This window comes from Sphingomonas hengshuiensis, assembly GCF_000935025.1.
In the GTDB taxonomy this organism is placed as follows: Bacteria; Pseudomonadota; Alphaproteobacteria; order Sphingomonadales; family Sphingomonadaceae; genus Sphingomonas; species Sphingomonas hengshuiensis.
In genome coordinates, this window is the sequence record NZ_CP010836.1 from 3,991,610 (window position 1) to 4,013,474 (window position 21,865).

The following is a 21,865-nucleotide window of genomic DNA, read 5'->3' on the forward strand; positions in this document are numbered from 1 at the left end:
CTTCCTACGACATCGTTCTTACAGATTGAAGCCGCGGACGACCCGGACGATCCCGTCCTGAGCCTCCACCAGCGCGACCGGAGTCTCCCCCGCGCACGCAAAATAGTGGCCCGCTTCCGCAGCAATCCCGGCCAAGACCTGCCCCCTGCGGAGCAGCCCTGCCTGGTCGGGGGTGAGGGATAGAGCCGGGATGTCGTCCAGCCCCGCCCTCAACGGCAGGAGTATGTCTTCAAGCGTGCGGGCCTTACCCGCTTCGTGCAATTTGTCCAGCGAAATCGCGGAGTCGAGCGTGAACGGCCCCGCCTTGGTCCGGCGGAGCATGGTGACATGGCCGACCGTGCCGAGCGCCAGCGCGATATCGCGCGCGAGGCTGCGGATGTACGTGCCCTTGGAGACATGCGCGGTGAGGGTGATTTCCGAGAGGGGCACGCTGACGCGATCCTCCCCCGCCAGGGGGAGGTGGCCGCCAAAGGCGGTCGGAGGGGGAGGACTCCCGTCGGTTATTGAGTCGCTTCCTCCCCCTCCGTCACGCTTCGCGTGCCACCTCCCCCTGGCGGGGGAGGATTGCGTCAGCGAATGGATCGTCACATCCCGGCTCGGCAACACCACCTGTTCGCCCGCGCGGGCGAGGTCATAGGCGCGCGCGCCATCGACCTTCAGCGCCGAATAGGCCGGGGGCACCTGTGCGATCGGACCGGTGAAGCGCGGCAGCATCGCTTCTATCTCCGCCAGTGCCGGGCGCACCTCGGACTCGGCGATGACCGTGCCCTCCAGGTCGAGCGTATCGGTCTGCACCCCGAACCCGATCGTAAACTCATACACCTTGTCGCTGTCGAGCATCCGCCCCGCCAGCTTGGTCGCCTCGCCCACCGCGATCGGCAGCACGCCCGTCGCCAGCGGATCGAGCGTCCCGCCATGGCCGACCTTGAACTTGCCATAGCCGCCTTCGCGCAGCGCACGCTTGACCGCGCTCACGCCCTGGGTCGAGCCGAGCCCGAGCGGCTTGTCGAGAAGGATCCAGCCGTGCATCGCCTAGGCGATCCCGCCGGTGCGCTGCATGAAATGGCGGCGGCACAAGGCGACATAGCGTTCGTTGCCGCCAATCTCCTTCTGCGCGCCCTTTCGCACGGCGTTACCCGCCGCATCGACCCGCAGGTTCATCGTCGCCTTGCGCCCGCATTCGCACACCGACTTTATCTCGATCAGCGAATCGGCGATCGCCAGCAGTTCGGCTGATCCGGGGAAAAGCTTGCCCTGGAAATCGGTCCGCAGCCCGTAGCACAGCACCGGGATGCCCACTTCGTCAGCGATATGCGCAAGCTGGCGGACCTGCGCCGGCGCCAGGAACTGCGCCTCGTCGACCAGCACGCATGCCAGCGGCGCGGCAAAATGCGCCGCTTCGGTCGCGACGCGCAGGTCGGTTTCGGCATCGAACGGAGTCGCGCTCGCCTGAATCCCCAGCCGCGAATCGATGACGCCCCTGCCGCCGCGATCATGCACCCCGGCAGTGAACAGCAAGGTGCGCATGCCCCGCTCGCGATAATTGAAATCGGCCTGGAGCAGCGTCGTCGATTTGCCGGCATTCATCGAGGCGTAGTAGAAATAGAGCTTGGCCATCACCGCATGACACAGAAAGGTTGAGGAATGTCCAGTTCGCCGCCGCACCTGTACCCAGTGGTCGTGCTTCAGGACCGTTACGGGGGCACTTACAGTGGTGGGGCCTGGTTGGCGATCGCCAATGCCGACGATCCGGTTGGCGATGAGGGGGCCGCTCGCATCGTTTGGGCAATGGGCGAGGAGGGCCCGTCCGGCTGTGATCTCACCGCAGGCAGTTTCTGGAGCGAACCGCCACGCTGGATACAGGCAAGAGCGACACCGGACGCGGCAGTGGCTGCGCTGGAGGAGCGCGATTCTCGGGAGAGAGCGCAGGTGCTCCTTCCCGGCGCCTGAGCTATTCTCCGTCCCTCAAATCCTGTGCCACCTTCGGATCGCGGAGCAGCTTGTCGATATGGCTGCCTTCGTCGAAGCTCTCATCCGCCAGGAATTTGAGCTTGGCGGCATATTTCATCTTCACCCGCGCGGCGACTTCGCGCTGGAGATAGGCGGTGTTGGTGCGCAGCGCCTTGAGCACCGCGGCCTCGTCCTTGCCGAGCAGCGGCTTCACGAACACCGTGGCGTGGCGCAGATCGGGCGACATACGGACTTCGGTGACCGACACCAGATGCCGCGCCAGCGTCTCGTCATGGACGTCGCCGCGCTGGAGCACTTCGCTCAGCACGTGGCGCATCTGCTCGCCCACTTTCAGCAGGCGGACGGAGCGTGTTTCGGTGGTTTCGGTTTGACGCATCTTGTGACTTAGGCCGCTTTTCGCTATGTAGAGAGCACCACGACAGTCGAAGCTCCGGTGCTTCAACTTCCTGAGCCCGGGCGTTCCAGCGCTCGGGCTCAAATCATTTTGGGCTCCCGGCGTTCCAGCACCGAGAGCCCGCGCTGGATTACTTGCGGCTCAGCTCAATGAGCTTTGCCACCAGTCCAAGCAGCGCAACGACGAACGTCGCGCCACCCAGAACCAGAACCACGGCAGTCTGTGTCTCCAATATCCTCACCTCCTCTTCGGTCGCAGATGCAACCGAAGAGGAGCGTAACACAGTCAGCCTAGCACGAAAGAACAAAAGGGGTCCGCAAGGATCGCGGACCTTACAGCGTCCGTTCGCGCAGCTCGACTTCGTAGGTTTCCAGGAAATCGCCCGACTTGATGTCGGTGAAATTCTGGGTGAACGTCACGCCGCATTCCAGGCCCGCGCGCACTTCGGGGACGTCGTCCTTGAAGCGGCGGAGCGAGGCGATCTCGCCCTGGTAGATGATGACGTCGTCGCGCGTGATGCGCGCCTTGAGCGCCTTGCGGATGACGCCTTCGACCACGAGCAGACCCGCCGCCTTGCCATGCTTGCCCGCCGAGAAGACCTCGCGGATTTCGGCGCGGCCCACCACGGTTTCGAACGCTTCCGGCCCGAGCGTCCCGGCCATGCCGGCGCGGATCTCGTCGGTCAGGTCGTAGATCACGTCATAATATTTGAGCGCGACCTTCTGGCGATCGGCGATTTCCCGCGCCTTCGCATTCGGACGGACATTGAAGCCGATGATCGGCGCGCCGCTGGCACCCGCCAGCGTGACGTCGCTCTCGGTGATGCCGCCGACGCCGGCGTGCAGGATGCGCACCTTGATGTCGTCGGTGGAGATCTTGTTGAGCGAACCCACGATCGCCTCGACCGACCCTTGCGTATCGGCCTTGACCACCAGCGGATATTCGATCGCCTGCTTCTCCTTGAGCGCGGAGAACATGCTCTCCAGGCTGGCCGGCGCGTTGGTCGTGCGCTTTTGCAGTGCGACGCCCTGGCGATATTCGGCGACTTCGCGGGCGCGCGCTTCGTTCTCGACGACCTGCAACGGATCGCCCGACATCGGCACGCCCGACAGGCCGAGCACTTCGACCGGCATCGACGGACCCGCTTCCTTGATCTGGCGACCCTTGTCGTCGATCAGTGCGCGGACCTTGCCGCTCTCGGCCCCGACGACGAACACGTCGCCGACCCGCAGCGTGCCGCGGCTGACGAGCACCGTCGCGACCGGGCCGCGACCCTTGTCGAGCTTCGCCTCGATCACGCTGCCTTCGGCGGCGCGATCGGGATTGGCCTTGAGGTCGAGCAGTTCGGCCTGGAGCTGGATCTTCTCGATCAGCGCGTCGAGCCCGATCTTCTTGAGCGCGGAGACTTCGACGTCCTGCGTCTCGCCGCCCATTTCCTCGACCTGCACGTCATGTTCGAGCAGACGCTCGCGCACCTTCTGGGCATTGGCTTCGTGCTTGTCGATCTTGTTGATCGCGACGATCATCGGCACGCCCGCGGCGCGGGTGTGGTGGATCGCCTCGATCGTCTGCGGCATCAGCCCGTCATCGGCGGCCACCACCAGCACGACGATATCGGTGACATTGGCACCGCGCGCCCGCATTTCGGTGAAGGCTTCGTGGCCCGGCGTGTCGAGGAAGGTGATCTTCGACTTGTCCTTCAGCGTGACCTGATAGGCGCCGATATGCTGGGTGATCCCGCCCGCTTCGCCGCGCACGACATCGGTGCCGCGCAGCGCGTCGAGCAGCGAGGTCTTGCCGTGATCGACATGGCCCATGATCGTGACGACGGGCGGACGCGGCTGGAGCGCTTCCTCCGAATCGCCGCCGGTATCGATCGCGAGATCGACGTCCGAATCGCTCACACGTTCGATGTTGTGGCCGAATTCGGTGACCAGCAGCTCGGCGGTGTCCTGGTCAATCGTCGCGTTGATCGTGACGGGCATGCCCATCTTGAACAGCGCCTTGACTAGGTCCGCGCCCTTTTCGGCCATGCGGTTGGCGAGTTCCTGCACGGTGATCGCCTCGGGCACCACGACGTCGCGGACCTGCTTGGCCTGCGGCTCGCGCGGGCCGCCCATGCGGCGATGTTCCTTCTCGCGCGCACGCTTCAGCGCGGCGAGGCTGCGGGCGCGGGCGCCGTCATTGTCGCCCAGCGCACGCGTGACGGTGAGCTTGCCCGACTGGCGGCGATCGTCGCCGGGACGGCCACCGCGACCGGGACGCGCAGGCGGCTCGGGCCGCTTGGGCGCGACGCCCGCAGGCTGCGGACGCGCCGATTGCGGCTGCGCGGTTGCCGAAGGCGCCGGCGTGGCAGCCGTCGCGGCTTCGCGTTCGACCGGGGCCGGCTCGGGCTTGGGCGCGGGCTTGGGGATTTCGGGACGCTGGACCGGGGTGAAGCGGCGCGGCGCGGGACGATTGGCGTCGAGCGACAGCAGCGACGGCGCGGGGGGCGCAGGCGCACGCGGCGCCGGAGCGGCGGGCGCGGGCTTGGCGACAGGCGCAGCGGCGGCAGCCGGAGCCGGAGCCGGAGCAGCCGGCGGAGCGGCGGCAGCGACCGGCGCAGGCGCAACGGGCTTTGCCGCGGGCTCGGGTGCCGGGGCAGCCGCGGCGGGCGCAGGGGCTGGAGTCGGGACAGGGGCCACAACCGGCTCGGGCGCAGGCGCGGGCGCCGGCTCCGGAACACGCGCGGCCTCGGCCTCGGCGCGGGCGCGCTCTTCTACCCGCCGACGCTCTTCCTCGATCGCTTCCTGGCGCAGGCGCTCCTCGCGGCGGCGTGCCTCTTCGAGCGCCTGCATGCGCTGTTCATCGGCTTCGCGCAGCAGCTTGGCCTGGCGCTCCTGCGGCGACAGATTCTCCATCGGCGGACGCGGCGCGGGCGCAGCCGGGCGCGGCGCCGGCGCAGCGGGCGCGGCCTGGACGGGCTCGGCAGCCTGGGGCGCGGACGCTTCCTCGTGCCCAGCACCCTGCGGCCCGAGGACGCGGCGGCGCTTCACTTCCACCACCACGGTGTTCGAACGGCCATGGCTGAAGCTCTGCTTCACCTTGCCCGTCTCGACAGTGCGCTTCAGCCCCAGCGGCGCGCGCATGCCCAGTTTCGGCTTATCGTTATCGGTGTCGCTCATGCGGCTGCCTAAAGTCCTTCAATCTGTCGTTCGTCGTGCGGCACGTCCGAAGAATGCGCCGTTGCTCCCTGCGAGCCTGTTTCGCAAGGCTTGGGAGCGGGTTCGGGTCCGATAAAGTGCAGCCACCGGTCGAGCGCGTCGCCCACCCTCGCAGCCGCTTTGGAGTCGGTCAGGCCGACATGTACCACATTTTCGCGTCCAAGCGCCAAGGACAATATGGTGCGCGAGACGGGCAATGTTAACCCCTTGAGGTTGCTGCCCTCGCGATCCGATCCGACGCGCCATGCCTGGGCGAGTTTGCCCGCGCCATCCTCGCCCGCATCGCAGGCGTGGAGGAGCAGATGGAGCTTGCCCGATCGCGCCGCCACCGCCAGCTTTTCGCCGCCGGTCAGCAGGCTTCCCGACTTGGCCTCGAGCCCCAGCCGGTCGAGCGCACCGCGCTGGAGCGCCGCCGCGATGCGTTCGCCCAGATCATCGGGGATGCGCAGCTCGCCGGTCTTGAACGCCCGCGCGAGCGCGCCCTTCAGCTTGCCCTTTTTCTGCGCGGCTTCCAGCTCGGCGCGCGTCACGCCGATCCACGCGCCACGGCCCGGAGCCTTGGCGCGCACATCGGGCAAAATCTCGCCGTCGGGCGACAGCGCGAGGCGCACGAGATGGTCGCGCGCGTCATGCTCGCCCGAAAGGATGCAGCGGCGGAGGGGACCCTCCGCCACGTCATCCGCGCGGTTTACGCGAGCGGTATCATTGTTCGGATTCCGCAACTGCGTCCTCCGAACTTGCGGCCGGGGCCGCGTCTTCGTCTTCGAACCAATGCGCGCGGGCGGCCATGATGATCTCGTTGCCCTGCTCGTCGCTCAGCCCATATTCGGCCAGGACGCCGCCCTTGTCCTCGGCGCGCTTGGGCGCGTCCTCGTTGCGGCGGCGCGGTTCCTGGCGCTTCTTCTGGACCAGCTCGTCGGTGGCGAGATCGGCCAGGTCGTCGAGCGTCTTGATCCCCGCCTTGCCGAGCGTGACCAGCATCGCCTCGGTCAGATAGGGGATGGCCGACAGATCGTCGGACACGCCGAGCGCGCGGCGCGCCTCGCGATTGGCTTCCTCGCGGCGGTCGAGCGCTTCCTGCGCGCGGCTCTGCAGCTCGTCGACCAGTTCCTCGAGACCCTCGATCGAGGCCAGCTCGTCGGCCTCGACATAGGCGACTTCCTCGAGCGCGGTGAAGCCCTCGGCGACCAGCAGCTGCGCCAGCGTCTCGTCGACGTCGAGTTCCTTCTCGAACATCGCCGAACGCTCGACGAATTCCTTCTGGCGCTTCTCGCTGGCATCGGCCTCGGTCAGGATGTCGATCGCCTTGCCGGTCAGCTGGCTGGCGAGGCGGACATTCTGGCCGCGGCGACCGATCGCCAGGCTGAGCTGGTCGTCGGGGACCACCACTTCGATGCGGTCATCCTCTTCGTCGATCACGACGCGGCTGACATTGGCGGGCTGGAGCGCGTTCACGACGAAGGTCGCGGTGTCGGGCGACCAGGGGATGATGTCGATCTTCTCGCCCTGCATTTCCTGGACGACTGCCTGGACGCGGCTGCCCTTCATGCCGACGCACGCGCCGACCGGATCGATGCCGCTGTCATGGCTGATCACGCCGATCTTCGCACGGCTGCCCGGATCGCGGGCCGCGGCCTTGATCTCGATGATGCCGTCGTAGATTTCGGGGACTTCCTGCGCGAACAGCTTCTTCATGAAGTCGGGGTGCGCGCGGCTGAGGAATATCTGCGGCCCGCGATTTTCGCGGCGGACGTTGAGGATGATCGAGCGGACGCGATCGCCGACGCGGACGACTTCGCGCGGGATCTGCTGGTCGCGGCGGATCACGCCCTCGGCGCGGCCCAGGTCGACGACGACATGGCCGAACTCGACGCGCTTGACGACACCGGTGATGATCTCACCCATGCGATCCTTGAATTCCTCGAACTGGCGATCGCGCTCGGCGTCGCGCACCTTCTGGAAGATGATCTGCTTCGATGCCTGCGCCTGGATGCGGCCGAATTCGATCGGGGGCAGCGGATCGACGATATAGTCGCCGACGACGGCGCCCTTTTGCAGCTTCTGCGCGTCCTTGACCGAGACCTGCTTGAAATAATCATCGACCGCCTCGACGACTTCGACGACGCGCCACAACCGCAGGTCGCCCGAGACGGGGTCCAGCTTTGCGCGGATGTCGTTTTCGATGCCGTAGCGATTCTTGGCGGCGCGCTGGATCGCGTCTTCCATCGCCTCGATCACGATGGCGCGGTCGATCAGCTTTTCCTTGGCGACCGAATCGGCAATCGCGATCAGTTCGGCCTTGTTCGCGGAAATGGCAGTGGCCATCCTTGTTACCCTTCTACTTGTGCGTCGTCGGACGCATCGGCGTCGTCGATTTCTTCGAATTCCTCGGCCCCATCGGCCGAAAGCGGCGCCGTCGCGGCGAGCAGCGCGTCGGTCATCAGCAGCTTGGCGTCGGCGACCTGCGCGAACGGCAGCGTCACTTCGCGATGCTTGCGGACGTCGATCATGATCTGGCCGTCGGCGGCGCCCACCAATATGCCGGTGAGCTGCTTGCGATTATCCTCGGTCGGCTCGGTCAGGTTGATCCGCGCCTCATGCCCCTTCCAGTCCTCGAAATCCTGGAGCCGCGTCAGCGGGCGGTCGATCCCCGGCGAGCTGACTTCGAGCCGATAGGCATGGTCGATCGGGTCGCGACCCTCGGCCTCCAGCGCGTCGAGCTGTTCGGAGATGCGGCGCGACAGCGCGGCGCAATCCTCGATCGTGAGCTGGCGCGTATCGGGGCGCTCGGCCATCACCTGCAACGTCGGATCGCTGACCCCGCCGAACATCTTGACGCGCACGAGCGCCAGCCCGAGCGCCTGCGCCTCGGGTTCGATCAGCCTGGTCAGTAGGGCGATGTCCGCCATGCAGTCTCCGGTACAGGGATAAGCCGCTTCCGCGACCGCACCCGGTGGGTGCGGCCTCGATCATGTTTGACGATGTCGAGAAAGCAGGTGCGATATACGCGCTTGGCCCGATGGGAGCAAGGGGTTCCGGCACGGCGGATGCGATGCGACTTGACGCGGCCCTGCGCGTTACCGAGGCTGATCCCCGAAAAGGAGCGATTCCCGATGCCGAACCTTGCCCGCCTGACGCTACCCGCCTTCGCGCTGCTCGCGGCGTGCAATCCGCAATCCGAGGCCGAGGCGCAGGAAAACGCCGCGGCGCCGACGGGACTGCCCTTCACGGTGACGCAGATCGCGGATTTCGACTCGCCCTGGGCAATGACGTTCCTGCCCGACGGGCGGATGCTGGTGACCGAGAAGGCAGGCACGTTGCTGCTCGTCTCCGCCGACGGCAAGGCGCGCAGCGCGGTTGCGGGCATACCTGCGGTCGATTCGGCGGGCCAGGGCGGGCTGATGGACGTCGTCCTCCATCCGAAATTCGCGCAGAACCGGCTGGTCTATTTCAGCTATTCGGAAGCAAACGCGCAGGGGCTGAAGGGCGTGGTGCTGGCGCGCGGGACGCTGAGCGACGGCGCATCGCCTGCGCTCGGCAACGTCCAGACGCTGTTCCGCGCGAACAGCTATGTCGAGGGCAATGGCCATTATTCGGGGCGAATCGCGTTCGCGCCCGACGGCCATTTGTTCTTCACCAATGGCGAGCGCCAGAAATTCACCCCCGCGCAGGACCCCAAGGTGACGCTGGGTAAGGTGCTGCGGCTCAACGACGACGGCACCCCCGCCAAGGGCAATCCGCTGGCGGCGAAGGGGTTCGATCCGGCAGTGTGGTCCTATGGCCATCGCAATCTGCTCGGCATCGCGTTCGATTCGGCGGGCAATTTGTGGGAGCAGGAAATGGGGCCAAAGGGCGGGGACGAGGTCAATCTGATCCTGCCGGGGCGCAATTACGGCTATCCCAATGTCTCCAACGGATCGCATTATGACGGCCGCGACATCCCCGATCACGCCCCCGGCGACGGCTATGAAGCGCCCAAGGTCTGGTGGAACCCGGTGATCAGCCCCGGCGGGCTGATGGTCTATTCGGGCACGCTGTTCCCGCAGTGGAAGGGCGATTTGTTCATCGGCGGGCTGTCGAGCCAGGCGCTGGTGCGCGTCGACGTCAGCGGCACCAATGCGACCAAGGGCGACCAATGGCCGATGGGCGCACGCATCCGCGAAGTCGAACAGGGGCCGGACGGCGCGATCTGGGTGCTGGAGGATGGCGAGCGCGGGTCGCAGGGGCGGCTGCTGAAGCTTACGCCGAAGGGGTGAGCGTTACTTTTCTTTCCCCGTCATCCTGACGAAAGTCAGGATCCATTCGGTGCTCCGTCTGCGCTTTGTCTCAAGCCGAGCCCCGAATGGATACCAGCCTTCGCTGGGATGACGAATATTTGGGGAACTGCGCGACGGCACGCGTTATCGCACGATCAGATAGTTCATCCGTGCCGCCGCAATCGGGCGGTCGGGTTCATCCTGCCACGCGACCGCCTCGACATTGGCGACGCGCTTGCCCAGCCGGGTGACGGTGCCGCGGGCGCGGGTGGGTTTGTCGCGGCCGCCGCGCATATAGTCGAGGGTCAGGTTGATCGGCTTGACCTTGCCCCCGCCCTCGCTCTCCAGCGCCTGATGCAGCGCCGCGACCGCCGCCATCTCGAGCAGCCCGCCGATCGCGCCGCCATGGAGGAAGCCGGGGCGCCCCAGCACCGCGTCGGCAAAGGGCATCACCAGAGTCGGCGCGACCTCGCCGGGCTCGACGCTGAGCCCGAGCAGTTCGGCATAGGGAATGCTCACCAATAGCCCTCCACCGCCATGAACGTGCCCGCGACATGTGCGATCGGATCGGCGGGGTCGCCGTCATGCGCCTGTCCGCGCACGAACGCGATCGAGCGCGTCAGCCGATAGCATTCGCCGCGCCCGATCACCGTCTGGCCGACGCGCGCGGGGCGCAGATAATCGATCCGCAGGTCGAGCGTCGCATGGTTGCGAAAGCCTCCCGCCTTCAGCCACACCGAGACGCTGGCCGCCATGTCCATCGTCGCGAGGATCGGGCCCGAGGCGAGCACGCCTGAATCGGGGTCGCCGATCAGGTCGGCTGCATAGGGCAGGTCGAGCTCGCACCAGTCGGCGCCGTGCCCGCGATAGCCGAGGCCCAGCCGCCCGCCATGCCCGCCGCCGCCCTGCTTGCGGAGCTGGAAGAACCATCGGGGATCGAACCCCGGCGCTGCTGGCGTGGCGCTGTCGCTCATGCTGCCGGCTCCTAGCCTGCCCCCCGGCGGTGCGCAAACCGCCAGCGTTTCAGTGGAAGTCCCGCGACTTGACGGGAATCGCGTCCTCGCCGCGCGGGCGCCATGTGGCCTTGCGCTCGCGGGGATCGATCGTCCCGCCCTGCGTCGCGCCGTCGCCGGGGGCCGTCATCCGAGGCATATCGATCTCGCCCACGTCACGCAGCCAGCCGGTCAGGTCGGTCAGCGCATCGGCGACGACATGGATCACCAGCCCCTCGCGCTGCACCCGCCCGCGAATCGCCAGCATCGTCGCCGACATCACGGTGCGGCGATGCGCCTCGAACCGGTCGGGCCACAGCACGGCATTGGCGATCCCGGTCTCGTCCTCCAGCGTTACGAACACCACTCCCTTGGCGCTGCCCGGACGCTGGCGGACGAGCACCAGCCCGGCGACTTCGACGCGCGCGCCGTCCTTCATGCGCAGCAAATCGCCGCATGGCGCGATCCGCCGCGCCGCCAGCCGCGCGCGCAGAAACGCCACCGGATGCCCGCGCAGGCTGAGCTGGGTGGCGCGGTAATCCTCCACCACTTCGCGCCCGGCGGTCAGCGGCACCAGCGCGACGGGCGCCTCGACACTCTCGGGCCGGGTGGTCCCCTGGCGCAGGTCGGCGGCGCTGAACAGGTCGAGCGGCTTGTTCGCCAGCCCCTTGATCGCCCACAGCGCCTGGCGCCGGTTGAGCCCCAGCGCCTGAAACGCATCGGCACGCGCCAGCCGCTCCAGCGCGGCGGGCTTGACGCCCGAGCGGCGCCACACTTCGTCGATCGAGGTGAAGGAGCCGTGCGTGCGCGCTTCCAGGATCGCTTGGGCATCGGCCTGCGCCAGTCCCTGCACGATTCCCATGCCGAGGCGGAGGGGGAGGCGTTTCTGGTACTCCCCGCCGTTTGAGATCGCCTCGCCCTCACCCTTCCCACCGCCTATGGCGGCGGGCCCCTTCCCTCTCCCAAAGGGAGAGGGAGTTTCGCGTCCTTTCCCTCTCCCTTTGGGAGAGGGAGGGAGCGCCGAAGGCGCGGAAGGGTGAGGGTGACAACAGTGCAACCGCGTATCCCACTCGCTGTCGTTGATGCACACCGCGCAGATCTCGACGCCGTGGTCGCGCGCGTCGCGGACGATCTGGGCGGGGGCGTAGAAGCCCATGGGCTGGGCATTGAGCAGCGCCGCGCAGAAAATGTCGGGATGGTGGCATTTCATCCAGCTCGACGCATAGGCGATCTTGGCGAAGCTGGCGGCGTGGCTTTCGGGGAAGCCATAGCTGCCGAAGCCCTCGATCTGCTTGACCAGCCGCTCGGCGAACTCCGCGCTAATCCCGCGCGCGCGCATCCCCGACACCAGCTTCTCGTGGAATTCCCCCACCCCGCCGGTCGCCTTGAACGTCGCCATCTTGCGCCGGAGCTGGTCCGCCTCGCCGGGGGTGAACCCTGCCCCGATGATCGCGACCTGCATCGCCTGTTCCTGGAACAGCGGCACGCCCAGCGTCTTTTGCAGCACCTGTTCCAGCGCGGGCGAGGGATAGTCGATCTTCGCGCGCGGATTGTTGCGCAGCAATTCGCGGCGCTTGAGGTACGGGTGGACCATGTCGCCCTGGATCGGGCCGGGCCGCACGATCGCCACCTGGATCGCGATGTCGTAGAAATTCTCCGGGCGCATCCGCGGCAGCATCGACATTTGCGCGCGGCTCTCGATCTGGAACGTGCCCAGCGTATCGGCCCTTTGGATCATCGCGAAGGTGGCGGGATCGTCGACCTGGAGCGTGTCCGACGCCATCGTCATCCGCACCCCCTTGTGCGTCTCCAGCAAGTCGAACGCGCGGCGCATACAGCCCAGCATCCCCAGCCCGAGGATGTCGACCTTCATCAGCCCCAGCTCCTCGATGTCGAGCTTTTCCCACTCGACCACGCGGCGATCGACCATCGCGGCGGGCTCGATCGGCACCAGCGAATCGAGCCGGTCGCGAGTCAGCACGAAGCCGCCGGGATGCTGCGACAAATGGCGCGGCGTGCCGATCAGCTCGCGCGCCAGCTCGAGCGTCAGCGCAAGCCGCGGGTCGCTGCGGTCCAGCCCCAGCGCATCGGCATGGGCGTCGTCGACGGTGTTCGACCAGCCCCAGACCTGGCTCGACAGCGCCGCGGTCAGATCCTCGGGCAGCCCCAGCGCCTTGCCGACTTCGCGCAGCGCCCCGCGCGAGCGGAAGCGGCTGACCACCGCGGTCAGCGCGGCATGGTCATGGCCATAGGTTTCGTAGATCCACTGGATCACTTCCTCGCGCCGCTCATGCTCGAAATCGATGTCGATATCGGGCGGCTCGCCGCGATCCTCGGAGATGAAGCGCTCGAACAGCAGCTTGTGCTTGACCGGATCGATCGACGTGATCCCCAGCACGAAGCAGATCACCGAATTGGCCGCCGATCCGCGCCCCTGACACAGGATATGCTGGCTGCGGGCAAAGCCGACGATCGAGTGGACCGTCAGGAAATAGGGGGCGTAGCGCAGCTTGTGCACCAGCCGCAGCTCGTGGCGCAGCAGCGCGCGATAGCGCCGGGGCGGGCGCGTCGGGAAGCGGGCGTTGAGCGCCCGCCACGCCATCCGCTCCAATGCCTTTTGCGGAGTGTGGCGGTGCATCACGATCTCGTCGGGATATTGATAGTCGAGGTCGCGCAGCGAAAAGCTGCACCGCTCGACGATCGCCGCCGATGCGCGCAGTGCGTCCGGGTGATCGGCGAACCGGCGCGCCATTTCTTGCGGCGGCTTCAGATGGCGATCGGCATTGCGCTCGCGGCGAAACCCCAGCGCGTCGATCGTGCAACGCTCGCGGATCGCGGTCATCACGTCCTGGAGCATGCGCGTGTCGGGATGGTGGTACAGCACGTCGCCGGTCGCCAGCGGCGTGAGCCCATAATGCGCCGCCGCCTCCGCCAGCCGGTGCAGCCGCAGCGCGTCGCCGGGGCGGCGATGCTGAGTCAGCGCGACATGGCCGCGGTCCCCGAACACATCCGCCATCCATTCGAGCGCGCGATCGTGGCGAACATCGCCCATAGCGGGCACCAGCGCGCCGACCAGCCCCTGCGCCACCTCCGCCACATCCTCCCAATGGAGGAAGCATTTGCCCTTCTCGCCATGCTGCGGATCGGCGCGCGCCTTGCCCAGCGTCAGCAGCCGGGTGAGCCGGCTCCACGCCGCGCGATCCTCGGGCCAGACCAGGATCGCGGTGCCGTCGACCAGGTCGAGCCGGCACCCGGCGACCAGCCGCACCCCCGTCGCCTCGCTCGCCACCAGCGCGCGGACCAGCCCCGCCACCGAATTGCGATCGGTCACGCCCAGCGCGGGCAGCCCCATCGCCGCAGCGGTCGCGAACAGTTCGTCGGGGGCGGAGGCGCCGCGCAGGAACGAATAATGCGTCGTCACCTGAAGCTCGGCATAGCTCATCCGAACACCCCGTGGAGATACCAGCCGAGATCGCCGGTCACTGCGCGCTCGCCATCGCCGCGGCGGAACAGCCAGTAGCGGCGCCCGGCCTCGTCCTCGACGCGGAAATAGTCGCGGACGCTGTGGGTCTCGGCACGGCTGCGCCACCATTCGCCATGGATGCGCTCGGGCCCGTCGGCGCGGACGACGCGGTGGCTCTGCCCACGCCAGGTGAAGCGGCGCGGCGGCTGATCGGGGAGCAGCGCGATGACGTCGTCCACCCGCTCGGGGCGCAGCAGCAACCGGGCGGGACGCGGCCAATCGGGGTGCCAGACGGGCGGTGGCCCCGCCTGGTCGAGCCGGCGGACATCGTCGGCGCGCAGCGGGGCGGCCGCACGCGCCGGCGGATCGAGTACCCCCGCCCGCGCCACCGAACGTTCGGGCACGTCGCTCTCCACCGGGCGGCTGCGCCACATCCGCGCCATCCCGATCCGCGTCGCCAGCGTATCGACCAAAGGCGCAAGGTCGGGCGGCGCATCCTCGTCGAGCCGCTCGACGATCGCCTGCGCCCCCAGCGGCTCGGCGCGGCGGAGGTGGAGCCGCAGCGCGTCGATGCCATAGCCGGGCTCGATCCCCTCGATCCGCCGGGTGAGCAGGCGGAGCAGATGCGCAGGATCGCGATTGGCGCGCGCGAGGCCGATGGGCACGCATTGCGGCACGCCATCGACGCGGTCGGCGATCAGCTCGATATGCCGCGCCCCCAGCCCCGCCTGCGCCAGCGCCTCGGCAAAGCGCGCGACGAGCACGCCCATCCAATGCGCGATCGCATCGGGCGTGGCGATCGGCTCGGCGAAGCGCTCGACGATCAGGATCGGTTCGTGCGGCACCAGCGGGTCGAAGGGTTCGGGCAGCGCGCCCAGCGCCTGGTCGATCCGCGCGACCAGCGTCATGCCGAACCGCCGGGCAAGCGGCGCGCGCGGCATCGCCACCAGCGCGCCGATCGTCTCGACCCCCAGCCGGTGGAGCAGCTCGACTGCGCGCGGCTCGATCCGCAGCGCGGCGATCGGCAGCCCGGCCAGCGCCTCGCCTTGCCGCCCCGGCGGGCACAGTCCGCCGGGCGTATGGCGGGCGAGTGCATGCGCCGCGCCGATCGTGTCGGCCACGGCGATCCGCGCGCTGAACCCCGCGCGCGCCAGGAAGCGCAGGATGCGCCGCGCCATCGCCCCCTCGCCGCCGAACAGATGCGCGGTGCCGGTGAGGTCGAGCAACAGCCCGTCCTCGCCATCGGCCATCACCACCGGGCACCAGCGCCGCGCGGCACGGAGCGCGAGTCGGCGCAGCGCGGCACGATCCCCCGCCAGATCGGCGGGACGGATGTCGAGCCCCGGCACCTGCGCCCGCGCCTGGGCCAGCGGCATGCCGGGACCGATCCCCAGCGCGCGGGCTTGGCGGCAGGCGGCGGCGATCTCGACGCGGTTGCCGGTGCGCAGCGTGGTGACGAGGGGGGGGAGTTGCTCGGAGGGAGGCGTAGAAGGGTGTGACGGCTTACCGCCACCGCTTTTGGCGCCGTCATCCTGACGAAAGTCAGGATCCATTCGGTGCTCCGTCGGTGCTTCTGCTTCCGGCGGAGAGGCGAATGGATCCCAGCCTTCGCTGGGATGACGGGTCTTAAGCACGAGTGATGACCCTGCCCCGCCCCCTCCACCACCCGCTGCGCGGGCGGTCCCCAATGCGGATTTTACGGGCGCACCTCCCTCGTCGGAGCGCATCGCGCGCAATGGAGGGCTTGCCGCCACGTCGCTGGAAAAGGAACCCCCGTCATGCTGAACTTGTTTCAGCATCCAGTCCTCAACTTGCCTCGCCGTAGCTTGTGGGGCCTTGGATGCTGAAACAAGTTCAGCATGACGGCGGGAAGAAGCGACGTCCCATTCGCTATGCGGCGCCCCCAGGCTTCCCGAGCCCAATGCGGGAACGACCGGCACGCCCCCCTCATCGGAACGCATCGCCCGAAACGGCGCGCGCGCCGCCTCACTACGCCGCCCGATCTCATGCTTCCCCGGTTGCCGATGCGCCGGAACCTGTCCCTCGCGGGCCCAGCGCGCGCCGGGGCGCCAGCCGCCGCCGCGGGGCACCGAACAGGCATGTTCCTGTTCGGCCGCCGCCACTTGACCAAGCGCGTCCAGCGATGCGGGGGGCCGGGCCTCAGGCGGCCTGGCGGTCCGCTCTGCCTGTCGCAGCCGTTCGATGGCCCAATGCGGCAGGTAGAGCGCAGCGACCCGTTGCATCGCACGCCTCCACTATCTGTTCGAAACCCTCCCCCCCTTTTTGCCGCGCCAGCGTCAGCCGCCAGCGCGCACGTCCCACCCCGGCCACCGGCAACGGTGCCGAGGGCGCGCAGCCCACGCGCCAGCGCGTCACGGCGGCGGAGGGCACGCGGATCGGGTCCGAACCCTCGCGCGCGTGGCGCTTCATCAGCAGCGCGATCGTGCGCCCGCCCTCCGCCGCCAGTTGCAGCCGCCGCGTCGCGGTCATGTCCGCGCGCCGCGCCTCGCCGATCACCGCGCCCAGCCCGCGATGCCGCAACCCTTCCTCCATGATCGCCAGCAGCTCGGCATCGTCGGCGGCCTCGGCATAGATCAGCCGTTTCGGGTCGAGCCCCGATTGCGCCAGCCCCGGCGCGAACAGGTCGCGCCGCCGCACCACCCACAGCACCGGTCCCCAGGCGCGCGCCGCGATCCCGCTGACGAACAGCGTGGCGGCGCAATCCTCGGCCATGTCGGGCGCGGCGGGGGCAATCTCATGCAGCGCGTCGAGCCGCAGCCCGCCATCCGCCAGCCGCGAATCGATCGGCGCCAGCCCGAAGGGCAGCACCGGGCGACGCCGGAAACCCCCGGTCTCAAGCCCGGCCAGCGTCTCGCGCAATTGCTTCAGAACGGCAGGATCGGCCATTATCGTCACGACTCGGATGCGGAGTATGTTCTTATTCTGTTCCGATTGGCGCAAGAGTCAACGCCCGCGCGATCCTATTTTTCAGGACAGCGCTACTGACCTACTCGACAGCGCTCGTGAAATTTTATAACAAGACTTTTATCGAGTCCGTGCGTTCCTCAGGCGCAACGGATCAACCTGCTGGAGAGTCCATGACCGCGCCGCGCGCCAATCTGCCGCCGCTTTCGCTGCATGTGCCGGAACCCCGCTTCCGCCCCGGCGACGAGGCGGATTTCAGCGACGTCGTGGTGCCGCCCGCGGGCAGCGGCCGCCGTCCGGACACTGCGGCCGCGGCGGACAGTTTCCACGAACTCGCTTATGGCCTGGTCCGCGTGCTCGACGATATGGGCCACGCCGTCGGCCCGTGGGACCCGCGCCTCGACGCCGATGCCAAGCGCAAAATGCTGCGCAGCATGGCGCTGACCCGCGCGTTCGACGAGCGCATGTTCCGTGCGCAGCGCCAGGGCAAGACCAGCTTCTACATGAAGTCCACCGGCGAGGAGGCGGTGTCGGTCGCCGCCACGATGGCGCTGGCCAGCGACGACATGTGCTTCCCCAGCTATCGGCAGCAGGGCATCCTGATCACCCGCGGCTATCCGCTGGTGACGATGATGAACCAGATTTATTCGAACCGCGGCGATCCGTTGCAGGGGCGCCAGTTGCCGATCATGTATTCGGCGAAGGACCATGGCTTCTTCTCGATCTCGGGCAATCTCGCGACGCAATATCCGCAGGCGGTGGGCTGGGCGATGGCGAGCGCGGCCAAGGGCGACAGCCGCATCGCCGCGACCTGGTGCGGCGAGGGCAGCACCGCGGAGGGCGACTTCCACTCGGCGCTGACCTTCGCGACGGTGTACAAGGCGCCGGTCATCCTCAACATCGTCAACAATCAATGGGCGATCAGCAGCTTTTCGGGCTTTGCCGGCGCCGAGGCGACGACCTTTGCGGCGCGGGCGATCGGCTATGGCATTGCCGGGCTGCGGGTGGACGGCAATGACGCGCTGGCGGTCTATGCGGCGACGCAGTGGGCGGCGGAGCGCGCGCGGACCAACCAGGGGCCGACGCTGATCGAGCATTTCACCTATCGCGCCGAGGGGCATTCGACGTCGGACGATCCCACCGCCTATCGCTCGGCGGGCGAGCCCAATGCCTGGCCGCTGGGCGACCCGATCCGGCGACTCAAGGATCATCTGATCGCGACCGGCGAATGGGACGATGCCCGCCAGCAGGCGATGGACCTCGACCTCGCCGAACAGGTCAAGGCGGCGCAGAAGGAAGCCGAGAAGAACGGCATCCTCGGCCATGGCATGCACCAGCCGTTCGAGACGATGTTCGAAGGCGTGTTCGAGCATATGCCCTGGCACCTCAAGGAACAGAGCGAGCAGATGATGGCCGAGCGCAAGGCGGCGGGGATATGAACGCGATCCTCACCCGCCGCGCGCTGTTGCAGGGTGCGGTCGCGCTGGGCGGGCTGGCGCTGCTGCCCCCCGGGCTGCTCCACGCGCAGACTGCGGGGCCGGAGACGATCGACCTCGCGGTATCGTCGGCGCGCAGCACCACGCTGACCCTATGGCGCCCGGCGGGGTCGCCGCGCGGCGTGCTGTTGTTCTCGACCGGCCATGGTTCGTGGCCCGAACGCTATGCGGCGATGGTGCAGGCGCTGGTCGCCGATGGCTATGCGGTGCTCGCGCCGCTGCATGTCGATTCGACGCGCCATCCCGATCGCGCGAAGTTCGATTCGCGCCAGGGCTTTTTCGAGCGGATCGCCGATATGCGCGCGACCAGCGCCCATGCCGCCAAGACATTCCCCGACCTGCCCGTCGCGGCGATGGGGCATAGCTATGGCGCGCTGATCGCCTTGGGGATGGGCGGCGCGCTCGCCAATCTGCTGCCGATGCGCGATGCGCGGGTCGGCGCGGTGCTGGCCTTTTCGTCGCCGGGCGCGATTCCGGGGCTGGTGCGGCCCGGCGCCTATGCCGCGCTGGCGGTGCCGACGATGCTGATCACCGGCACGCGCGACCTGGTCGAGGGGTTCGTGACCGATCCCGCCGACCATCTCCAGCCGATCGAACAGAGCCCGGCGGGGGACAAATATGCACTGGTGATCGCAGGCGGCGAGCATGGCCTCGTCTATGCGGCGGGCACCCCCGGCTTTGCGCGGGCGCGGGTGGCGGCGGGCGATTTCCTGGCCGCCTATGTCCCCGCCAATCCCGCCGCCAGGGCAAGGCTGGCCGAGATGCGCGTGGCGCCCGGCGACCGCTTCATCGTGCGCGAGGGCTGAAGATGACCGACACCGAAACCGCCGCGCCCGACGCCGGCACCACCAGCCGCATGACCATGATCCAGGCGATCAATTCCGCCATGGACGTGATGATGGCACGCGATCCCGACGTCGTCGTGATGGGCGAGGATGTCGGCTATTTCGGCGGCGTGTTCCGCGCGACCGCGGGCCTGCAGACCAAATATGGCAAGACTCGCGCGTTCGACACGCCGATTACCGAGATCGGCATCGTCGGCGTCGCGATCGGCATGGCCGCATATGGCCTGCGCCCGGTGCCCGAGATCCAGTTCGCCGACTATATCTACCCCGCGCTCGACCAATTGGTGAGCGAGGCGGCGCGGCTGCGCTATCGCTCGAACGGGGACTTCATTGCGCCGATCACGGTGCGCAGCCCCTATGGCGGCGGCATTTTCGGCGGGCAGACGCACAGCCAGAGCCCCGAGGGCATCTTCACCCATGTCTCGGGCATCAAGACGGTGATCCCGTCGACCCCCTATGACGCCAAGGGGCTGCTGATCGCCGCGATCGAGGATAATGATCCGGTGCTCTTCCTCGAGCCCAAGCGTATCTATAACGGCCCGTTCGACGGCCATTATGACCGCCCCTCGCGCAACTGGAGCGCGCATCCGGCGGGCGCGGTGCCCGAGGGGCATTACCGCATCGAACTGGGCAAGGCGGCGACGGTGCGCGCGGGCGAGGCGGTGACGGTCCTCTGCTATGGCACGATGGTCCATGTCGTCGAGGCGACCGTCGAGGCAATGGGCGTCGATGCCGAGATCATCGACCTGCGCACGCTCGTCCCCCTCGACATCGCGGCGATCGAGGCGTCGGTGCAGAAGACCGGGCGCTGCATGATCGTGCACGAGGCGACACGCACCAGCGGCTTTGGCGCCGAATTGTCAGCGCTCGTCCAGGAACGCTGCTTCTATCACCTGGAGGCGCCGATCGCGCGCGTCACCGGGTTCGACACGCCGTATCCCCACAGCCTCGAATGGGCCTATTTCCCCGGCCCGGTGCGCATCCGCGAGGCTTTGACCAAACTCCTGAAGGACTGACCGGCATGGCCCGTTTCACATTCCGCCTGCCCGACATCGGCGAAGGCATCGCCGAGGCCGAGATCGTCGCGTGGCACGTCAAGGTCGGCGAGCGCGTCGAGGAGGATCAGCAGGTCGCCGATATGATGACCGACAAGGCGACGGTCGAGATGGAGTCCCCGGTTTCCGGCGTGGTGGTCGCGCTGGCGGGCGAGGTCGGCGACCAGGTCGCGATCGGATCGGCGCTGATGGTGGTCGAGACCGACGACGCGGGCGAGGATACGCCGGTCGAGGCGGAGACGCCGGGGGTGGAGGAGGGGGTGGAGCCGTCTCCCCTCCCTGCAAGGGAGGGGCCGGGGGTGGGTGGCGAGCGCAGCGAGCCCCCGGCGCCCGAGGCAAAGCCGACGCCTTCGGCATCGGCACCCACCCCCGACCCCTCCCTTGCAGGGAGGGGAGAAGAGCGAATCCTCGCCTCCCCCGCCGTCCGCGCCCGCGCCGCCGACCTCGGCGTCGACCTCGCCCAGGTGAAGCCCGCCGAGGGCGATCGCATCCGCCATGCCGATCTCGACGCGTATCTGCGCTATGGCAGCGGACAGGGCTACCACGCCCCGCACGCGTCGCGCGCCCGCGACGACCAGCCCATCAAGGTCATCGGGATGCGCCGCCGCATCGCCGAGAATATGGCCGCATCGAAGCGCGCGATCCCGCATTTCACTTATGTCGACGAACTCGACGTGACTGCGCTGGAGGCGATGCGCGGCGACCTCAACGCGCATCGCGGCCAGCGGCCCAAGCTGACGATGCTGCCCTTCCTGATCGTCGCTTTGTGCCGCGCGCTGCCCGGCTTCCCGATGCTCAACGCGCGCTATGACGATGAGGCGGGAGTGGTGACGCGCCATGGCCGCGTCCATCTGGGCATGGCGACGCAGACCGATGCCGGACTGATGGTGCCGGTGATCCGCGACGCGCAGGACCGCAATGTCTGGCAGCTCGCCGCCGAGATCACCCGGCTGGCCGAGGCCGCGCGCATCGGCAAGGCGAAGTCCGAGGAGTTGAGCGGCTCGACGCTCACCGTTACGTCGCTCGGGCCGCTCGGCGGGATCGCGACGACCCCGGTGATCAACCGCCCCGAAGTCGCGATCATCGGCCCCAACAAGATCGTCGAGCGCCCGGTCTTCCGGGGCGACGAGGTCGTCCGCGCCAAGCTGATGAACCTGTCGATCAGTTGCGACCACCGCGTCGTCGATGGCTGGGACGCGGCGAGCTTTGTCCAGGCGGTGAAGAAGCTGGTCGAGACGCCGGTGCTGCTCTTCGCGGACTGACGG

General features: G+C 68.2%; 17 protein-coding genes. 5 read left to right on the top strand and 12 right to left on the bottom strand.

Annotated elements, in window-relative coordinates; all coding sequences use genetic code 11:
• Positions 1–18 precede the first annotated feature (18 nt).
• The 7 genes from truB to rimP all read right to left on the bottom strand — a co-directional run bounded on the left by truB (position 19) and on the right by rimP (position 8,477).
• Complete coding sequence (gene truB, locus TS85_RS25885) at positions 19–1,029, bottom strand: tRNA pseudouridine(55) synthase TruB (RefSeq protein WP_044334079.1); 1,011 nt, start codon at positions 1,027–1,029, stop codon at positions 19–21.
• Between the two features lie 3 nt (positions 1,030–1,032).
• Positions 1,033–1,617 (bottom strand): thymidine kinase, encoded by a 585-nt coding sequence (locus TS85_RS25890; RefSeq protein WP_044334080.1) that lies wholly within the window; start codon positions 1,615–1,617, stop codon positions 1,033–1,035.
• A gap of 334 nt (positions 1,618–1,951) precedes the next feature.
• Positions 1,952–2,347 carry a 30S ribosome-binding factor RbfA gene (rbfA, locus tag TS85_RS18070; RefSeq protein ID WP_044334082.1) on the bottom strand — a complete coding sequence of 132 codons (396 nt, stop codon included), beginning with the start codon at positions 2,345–2,347 and terminating at the stop codon, positions 1,952–1,954.
• A 350-nt stretch (positions 2,348–2,697) separates the two neighbouring features.
• Positions 2,698–5,529: a translation initiation factor IF-2 gene (infB, locus tag TS85_RS18075; protein ID WP_044334083.1), complete on the bottom strand. Its 2,832-nt coding sequence runs from the start codon at positions 5,527–5,529 to the stop codon at positions 2,698–2,700.
• A gap of 8 nt (positions 5,530–5,537) precedes the next feature.
• Entirely contained in the window at positions 5,538–6,242 is a 705-nt protein-coding gene (locus TS85_RS18080; protein WP_044334084.1) for a DUF448 domain-containing protein, read from the bottom strand.
• 28 nt (positions 6,243–6,270) lie between these two features.
• Positions 6,271–7,893 (bottom strand): transcription termination factor NusA, encoded by a 1,623-nt coding sequence (gene nusA / locus TS85_RS18085; protein ID WP_044334085.1) that lies wholly within the window; start codon positions 7,891–7,893, stop codon positions 6,271–6,273.
• A 5-nt stretch (positions 7,894–7,898) separates the two neighbouring features.
• Positions 7,899–8,477, bottom strand: a complete 579-nt coding sequence (gene rimP, locus TS85_RS18090; RefSeq protein WP_044334086.1) for a ribosome maturation protein RimP — start codon at positions 8,475–8,477, stop codon at positions 7,899–7,901.
• A gap of 204 nt (positions 8,478–8,681) precedes the next feature.
• Here rimP and TS85_RS18095 point away from each other — a divergent pair, with 204 nt between their 5' ends.
• Positions 8,682–9,824 carry a PQQ-dependent sugar dehydrogenase gene (locus tag TS85_RS18095; RefSeq protein WP_044334087.1) on the top strand — a complete coding sequence of 381 codons (1,143 nt, stop codon included), beginning with the start codon at positions 8,682–8,684 and terminating at the stop codon, positions 9,822–9,824.
• Between the two features lie 144 nt (positions 9,825–9,968).
• Here the strand turns inward: TS85_RS18095 and TS85_RS18100 are convergent, their stop codons facing one another.
• The 5 genes from TS85_RS18100 to TS85_RS18120 all read right to left on the bottom strand — a co-directional run bounded on the left by TS85_RS18100 (position 9,969) and on the right by TS85_RS18120 (position 17,186).
• The gene (locus TS85_RS18100; protein ID WP_044334088.1) at positions 9,969–10,343 is read right to left on the bottom strand and encodes a PaaI family thioesterase; all 375 of its coding nucleotides are present in this window, start codon (positions 10,341–10,343) and stop codon (positions 9,969–9,971) included.
• Positions 10,340–10,798, bottom strand: coding sequence for a PaaI family thioesterase (locus TS85_RS18105; protein WP_044334089.1), 459 nt, complete (start codon positions 10,796–10,798; stop codon positions 10,340–10,342). The genes TS85_RS18100 and TS85_RS18105 overlap by 4 nt, the downstream gene beginning before the upstream one ends.
• 49 nt (positions 10,799–10,847) lie before the next feature.
• Positions 10,848–14,258, bottom strand: a complete 3,411-nt coding sequence (locus TS85_RS18110) for an error-prone DNA polymerase (protein WP_044334090.1) — start codon at positions 14,256–14,258, stop codon at positions 10,848–10,850.
• Positions 14,255–15,832, bottom strand: a complete 1,578-nt coding sequence (locus TS85_RS18115) for a DUF6504 family protein (RefSeq protein WP_052508000.1) — start codon at positions 15,830–15,832, stop codon at positions 14,255–14,257. The genes TS85_RS18110 and TS85_RS18115 overlap by 4 nt, the downstream gene beginning before the upstream one ends.
• Before the next feature lie 607 nt (positions 15,833–16,439).
• The gene (locus TS85_RS18120) at positions 16,440–17,186 is read right to left on the bottom strand and encodes an ImuA family protein (protein WP_044336572.1); all 747 of its coding nucleotides are present in this window, start codon (positions 17,184–17,186) and stop codon (positions 16,440–16,442) included.
• A gap of 191 nt (positions 17,187–17,377) precedes the next feature.
• On the opposite strand from TS85_RS18120, the gene TS85_RS18125 reads away from it, so the two are divergent.
• From TS85_RS18125 to TS85_RS18140, 4 genes are read left to right on the top strand one after another with little or no spacing between them, the layout of a single operon-like run.
• The gene (locus TS85_RS18125; RefSeq protein ID WP_044334091.1) at positions 17,378–18,643 is read left to right on the top strand and encodes a 3-methyl-2-oxobutanoate dehydrogenase (2-methylpropanoyl-transferring) subunit alpha; all 1,266 of its coding nucleotides are present in this window, start codon (positions 17,378–17,380) and stop codon (positions 18,641–18,643) included.
• Positions 18,640–19,506, top strand: coding sequence for an alpha/beta hydrolase family protein (locus tag TS85_RS18130; RefSeq protein ID WP_044334092.1), 867 nt, complete (start codon positions 18,640–18,642; stop codon positions 19,504–19,506). Before TS85_RS18125 ends, TS85_RS18130 begins: the two co-directional genes overlap by 4 nt.
• Before the next feature lie 50 nt (positions 19,507–19,556).
• Entirely contained in the window at positions 19,557–20,561 is a 1,005-nt protein-coding gene (locus TS85_RS18135; RefSeq protein WP_044336574.1) for an alpha-ketoacid dehydrogenase subunit beta, read from the top strand.
• Between the two features lie 5 nt (positions 20,562–20,566).
• Positions 20,567–21,862: a dihydrolipoamide acetyltransferase family protein gene (locus TS85_RS18140; protein ID WP_044334093.1), complete on the top strand. Its 1,296-nt coding sequence runs from the start codon at positions 20,567–20,569 to the stop codon at positions 21,860–21,862.
• Positions 21,863–21,865: the final 3 nt, after the last annotated feature.

Coding starts and splice junctions, on each gene's coding strand:
- TS85_RS18140 (WP_044334093.1), top strand. CDS start 20,567: ATGGCCCGTTTCACATTCCGCCTGCCCGACATCGGCGAAGGCATCGCC.
- TS85_RS25890 (WP_044334080.1), bottom strand. CDS start 1,617: ATGGCCAAGCTCTATTTCTACTACGCCTCGATGAATGCCGGCAAATCG.
- TS85_RS18115 (WP_052508000.1), bottom strand. CDS start 15,832: ATGGATCCTGACTTTCGTCAGGATGACGGCGCCAAAAGCGGTGGCGGT.
- TS85_RS18120 (WP_044336572.1), bottom strand. CDS start 17,186: ATGGCCGATCCTGCCGTTCTGAAGCAATTGCGCGAGACGCTGGCCGGG.
- TS85_RS18105 (WP_044334089.1), bottom strand. CDS start 10,798: ATGAGCGACAGCGCCACGCCAGCAGCGCCGGGGTTCGATCCCCGATGG.
- infB (WP_044334083.1), bottom strand. CDS start 5,529: ATGAGCGACACCGATAACGATAAGCCGAAACTGGGCATGCGCGCGCCG.
- nusA (WP_044334085.1), bottom strand. CDS start 7,893: ATGGCCACTGCCATTTCCGCGAACAAGGCCGAACTGATCGCGATTGCC.
- TS85_RS18110 (WP_044334090.1), bottom strand. CDS start 14,258: ATGAGCTATGCCGAGCTTCAGGTGACGACGCATTATTCGTTCCTGCGC.
- rbfA (WP_044334082.1), bottom strand. CDS start 2,347: ATGCGTCAAACCGAAACCACCGAAACACGCTCCGTCCGCCTGCTGAAA.
- truB (WP_044334079.1), bottom strand. CDS start 1,029: ATGCACGGCTGGATCCTTCTCGACAAGCCGCTCGGGCTCGGCTCGACC.
- TS85_RS18095 (WP_044334087.1), top strand. CDS start 8,682: ATGCCGAACCTTGCCCGCCTGACGCTACCCGCCTTCGCGCTGCTCGCG.
- TS85_RS18130 (WP_044334092.1), top strand. CDS start 18,640: ATGAACGCGATCCTCACCCGCCGCGCGCTGTTGCAGGGTGCGGTCGCG.
- rimP (WP_044334086.1), bottom strand. CDS start 8,477: ATGGCGGACATCGCCCTACTGACCAGGCTGATCGAACCCGAGGCGCAG.
- TS85_RS18135 (WP_044336574.1), top strand. CDS start 19,557: ATGACCATGATCCAGGCGATCAATTCCGCCATGGACGTGATGATGGCA.
- TS85_RS18125 (WP_044334091.1), top strand. CDS start 17,378: ATGACCGCGCCGCGCGCCAATCTGCCGCCGCTTTCGCTGCATGTGCCG.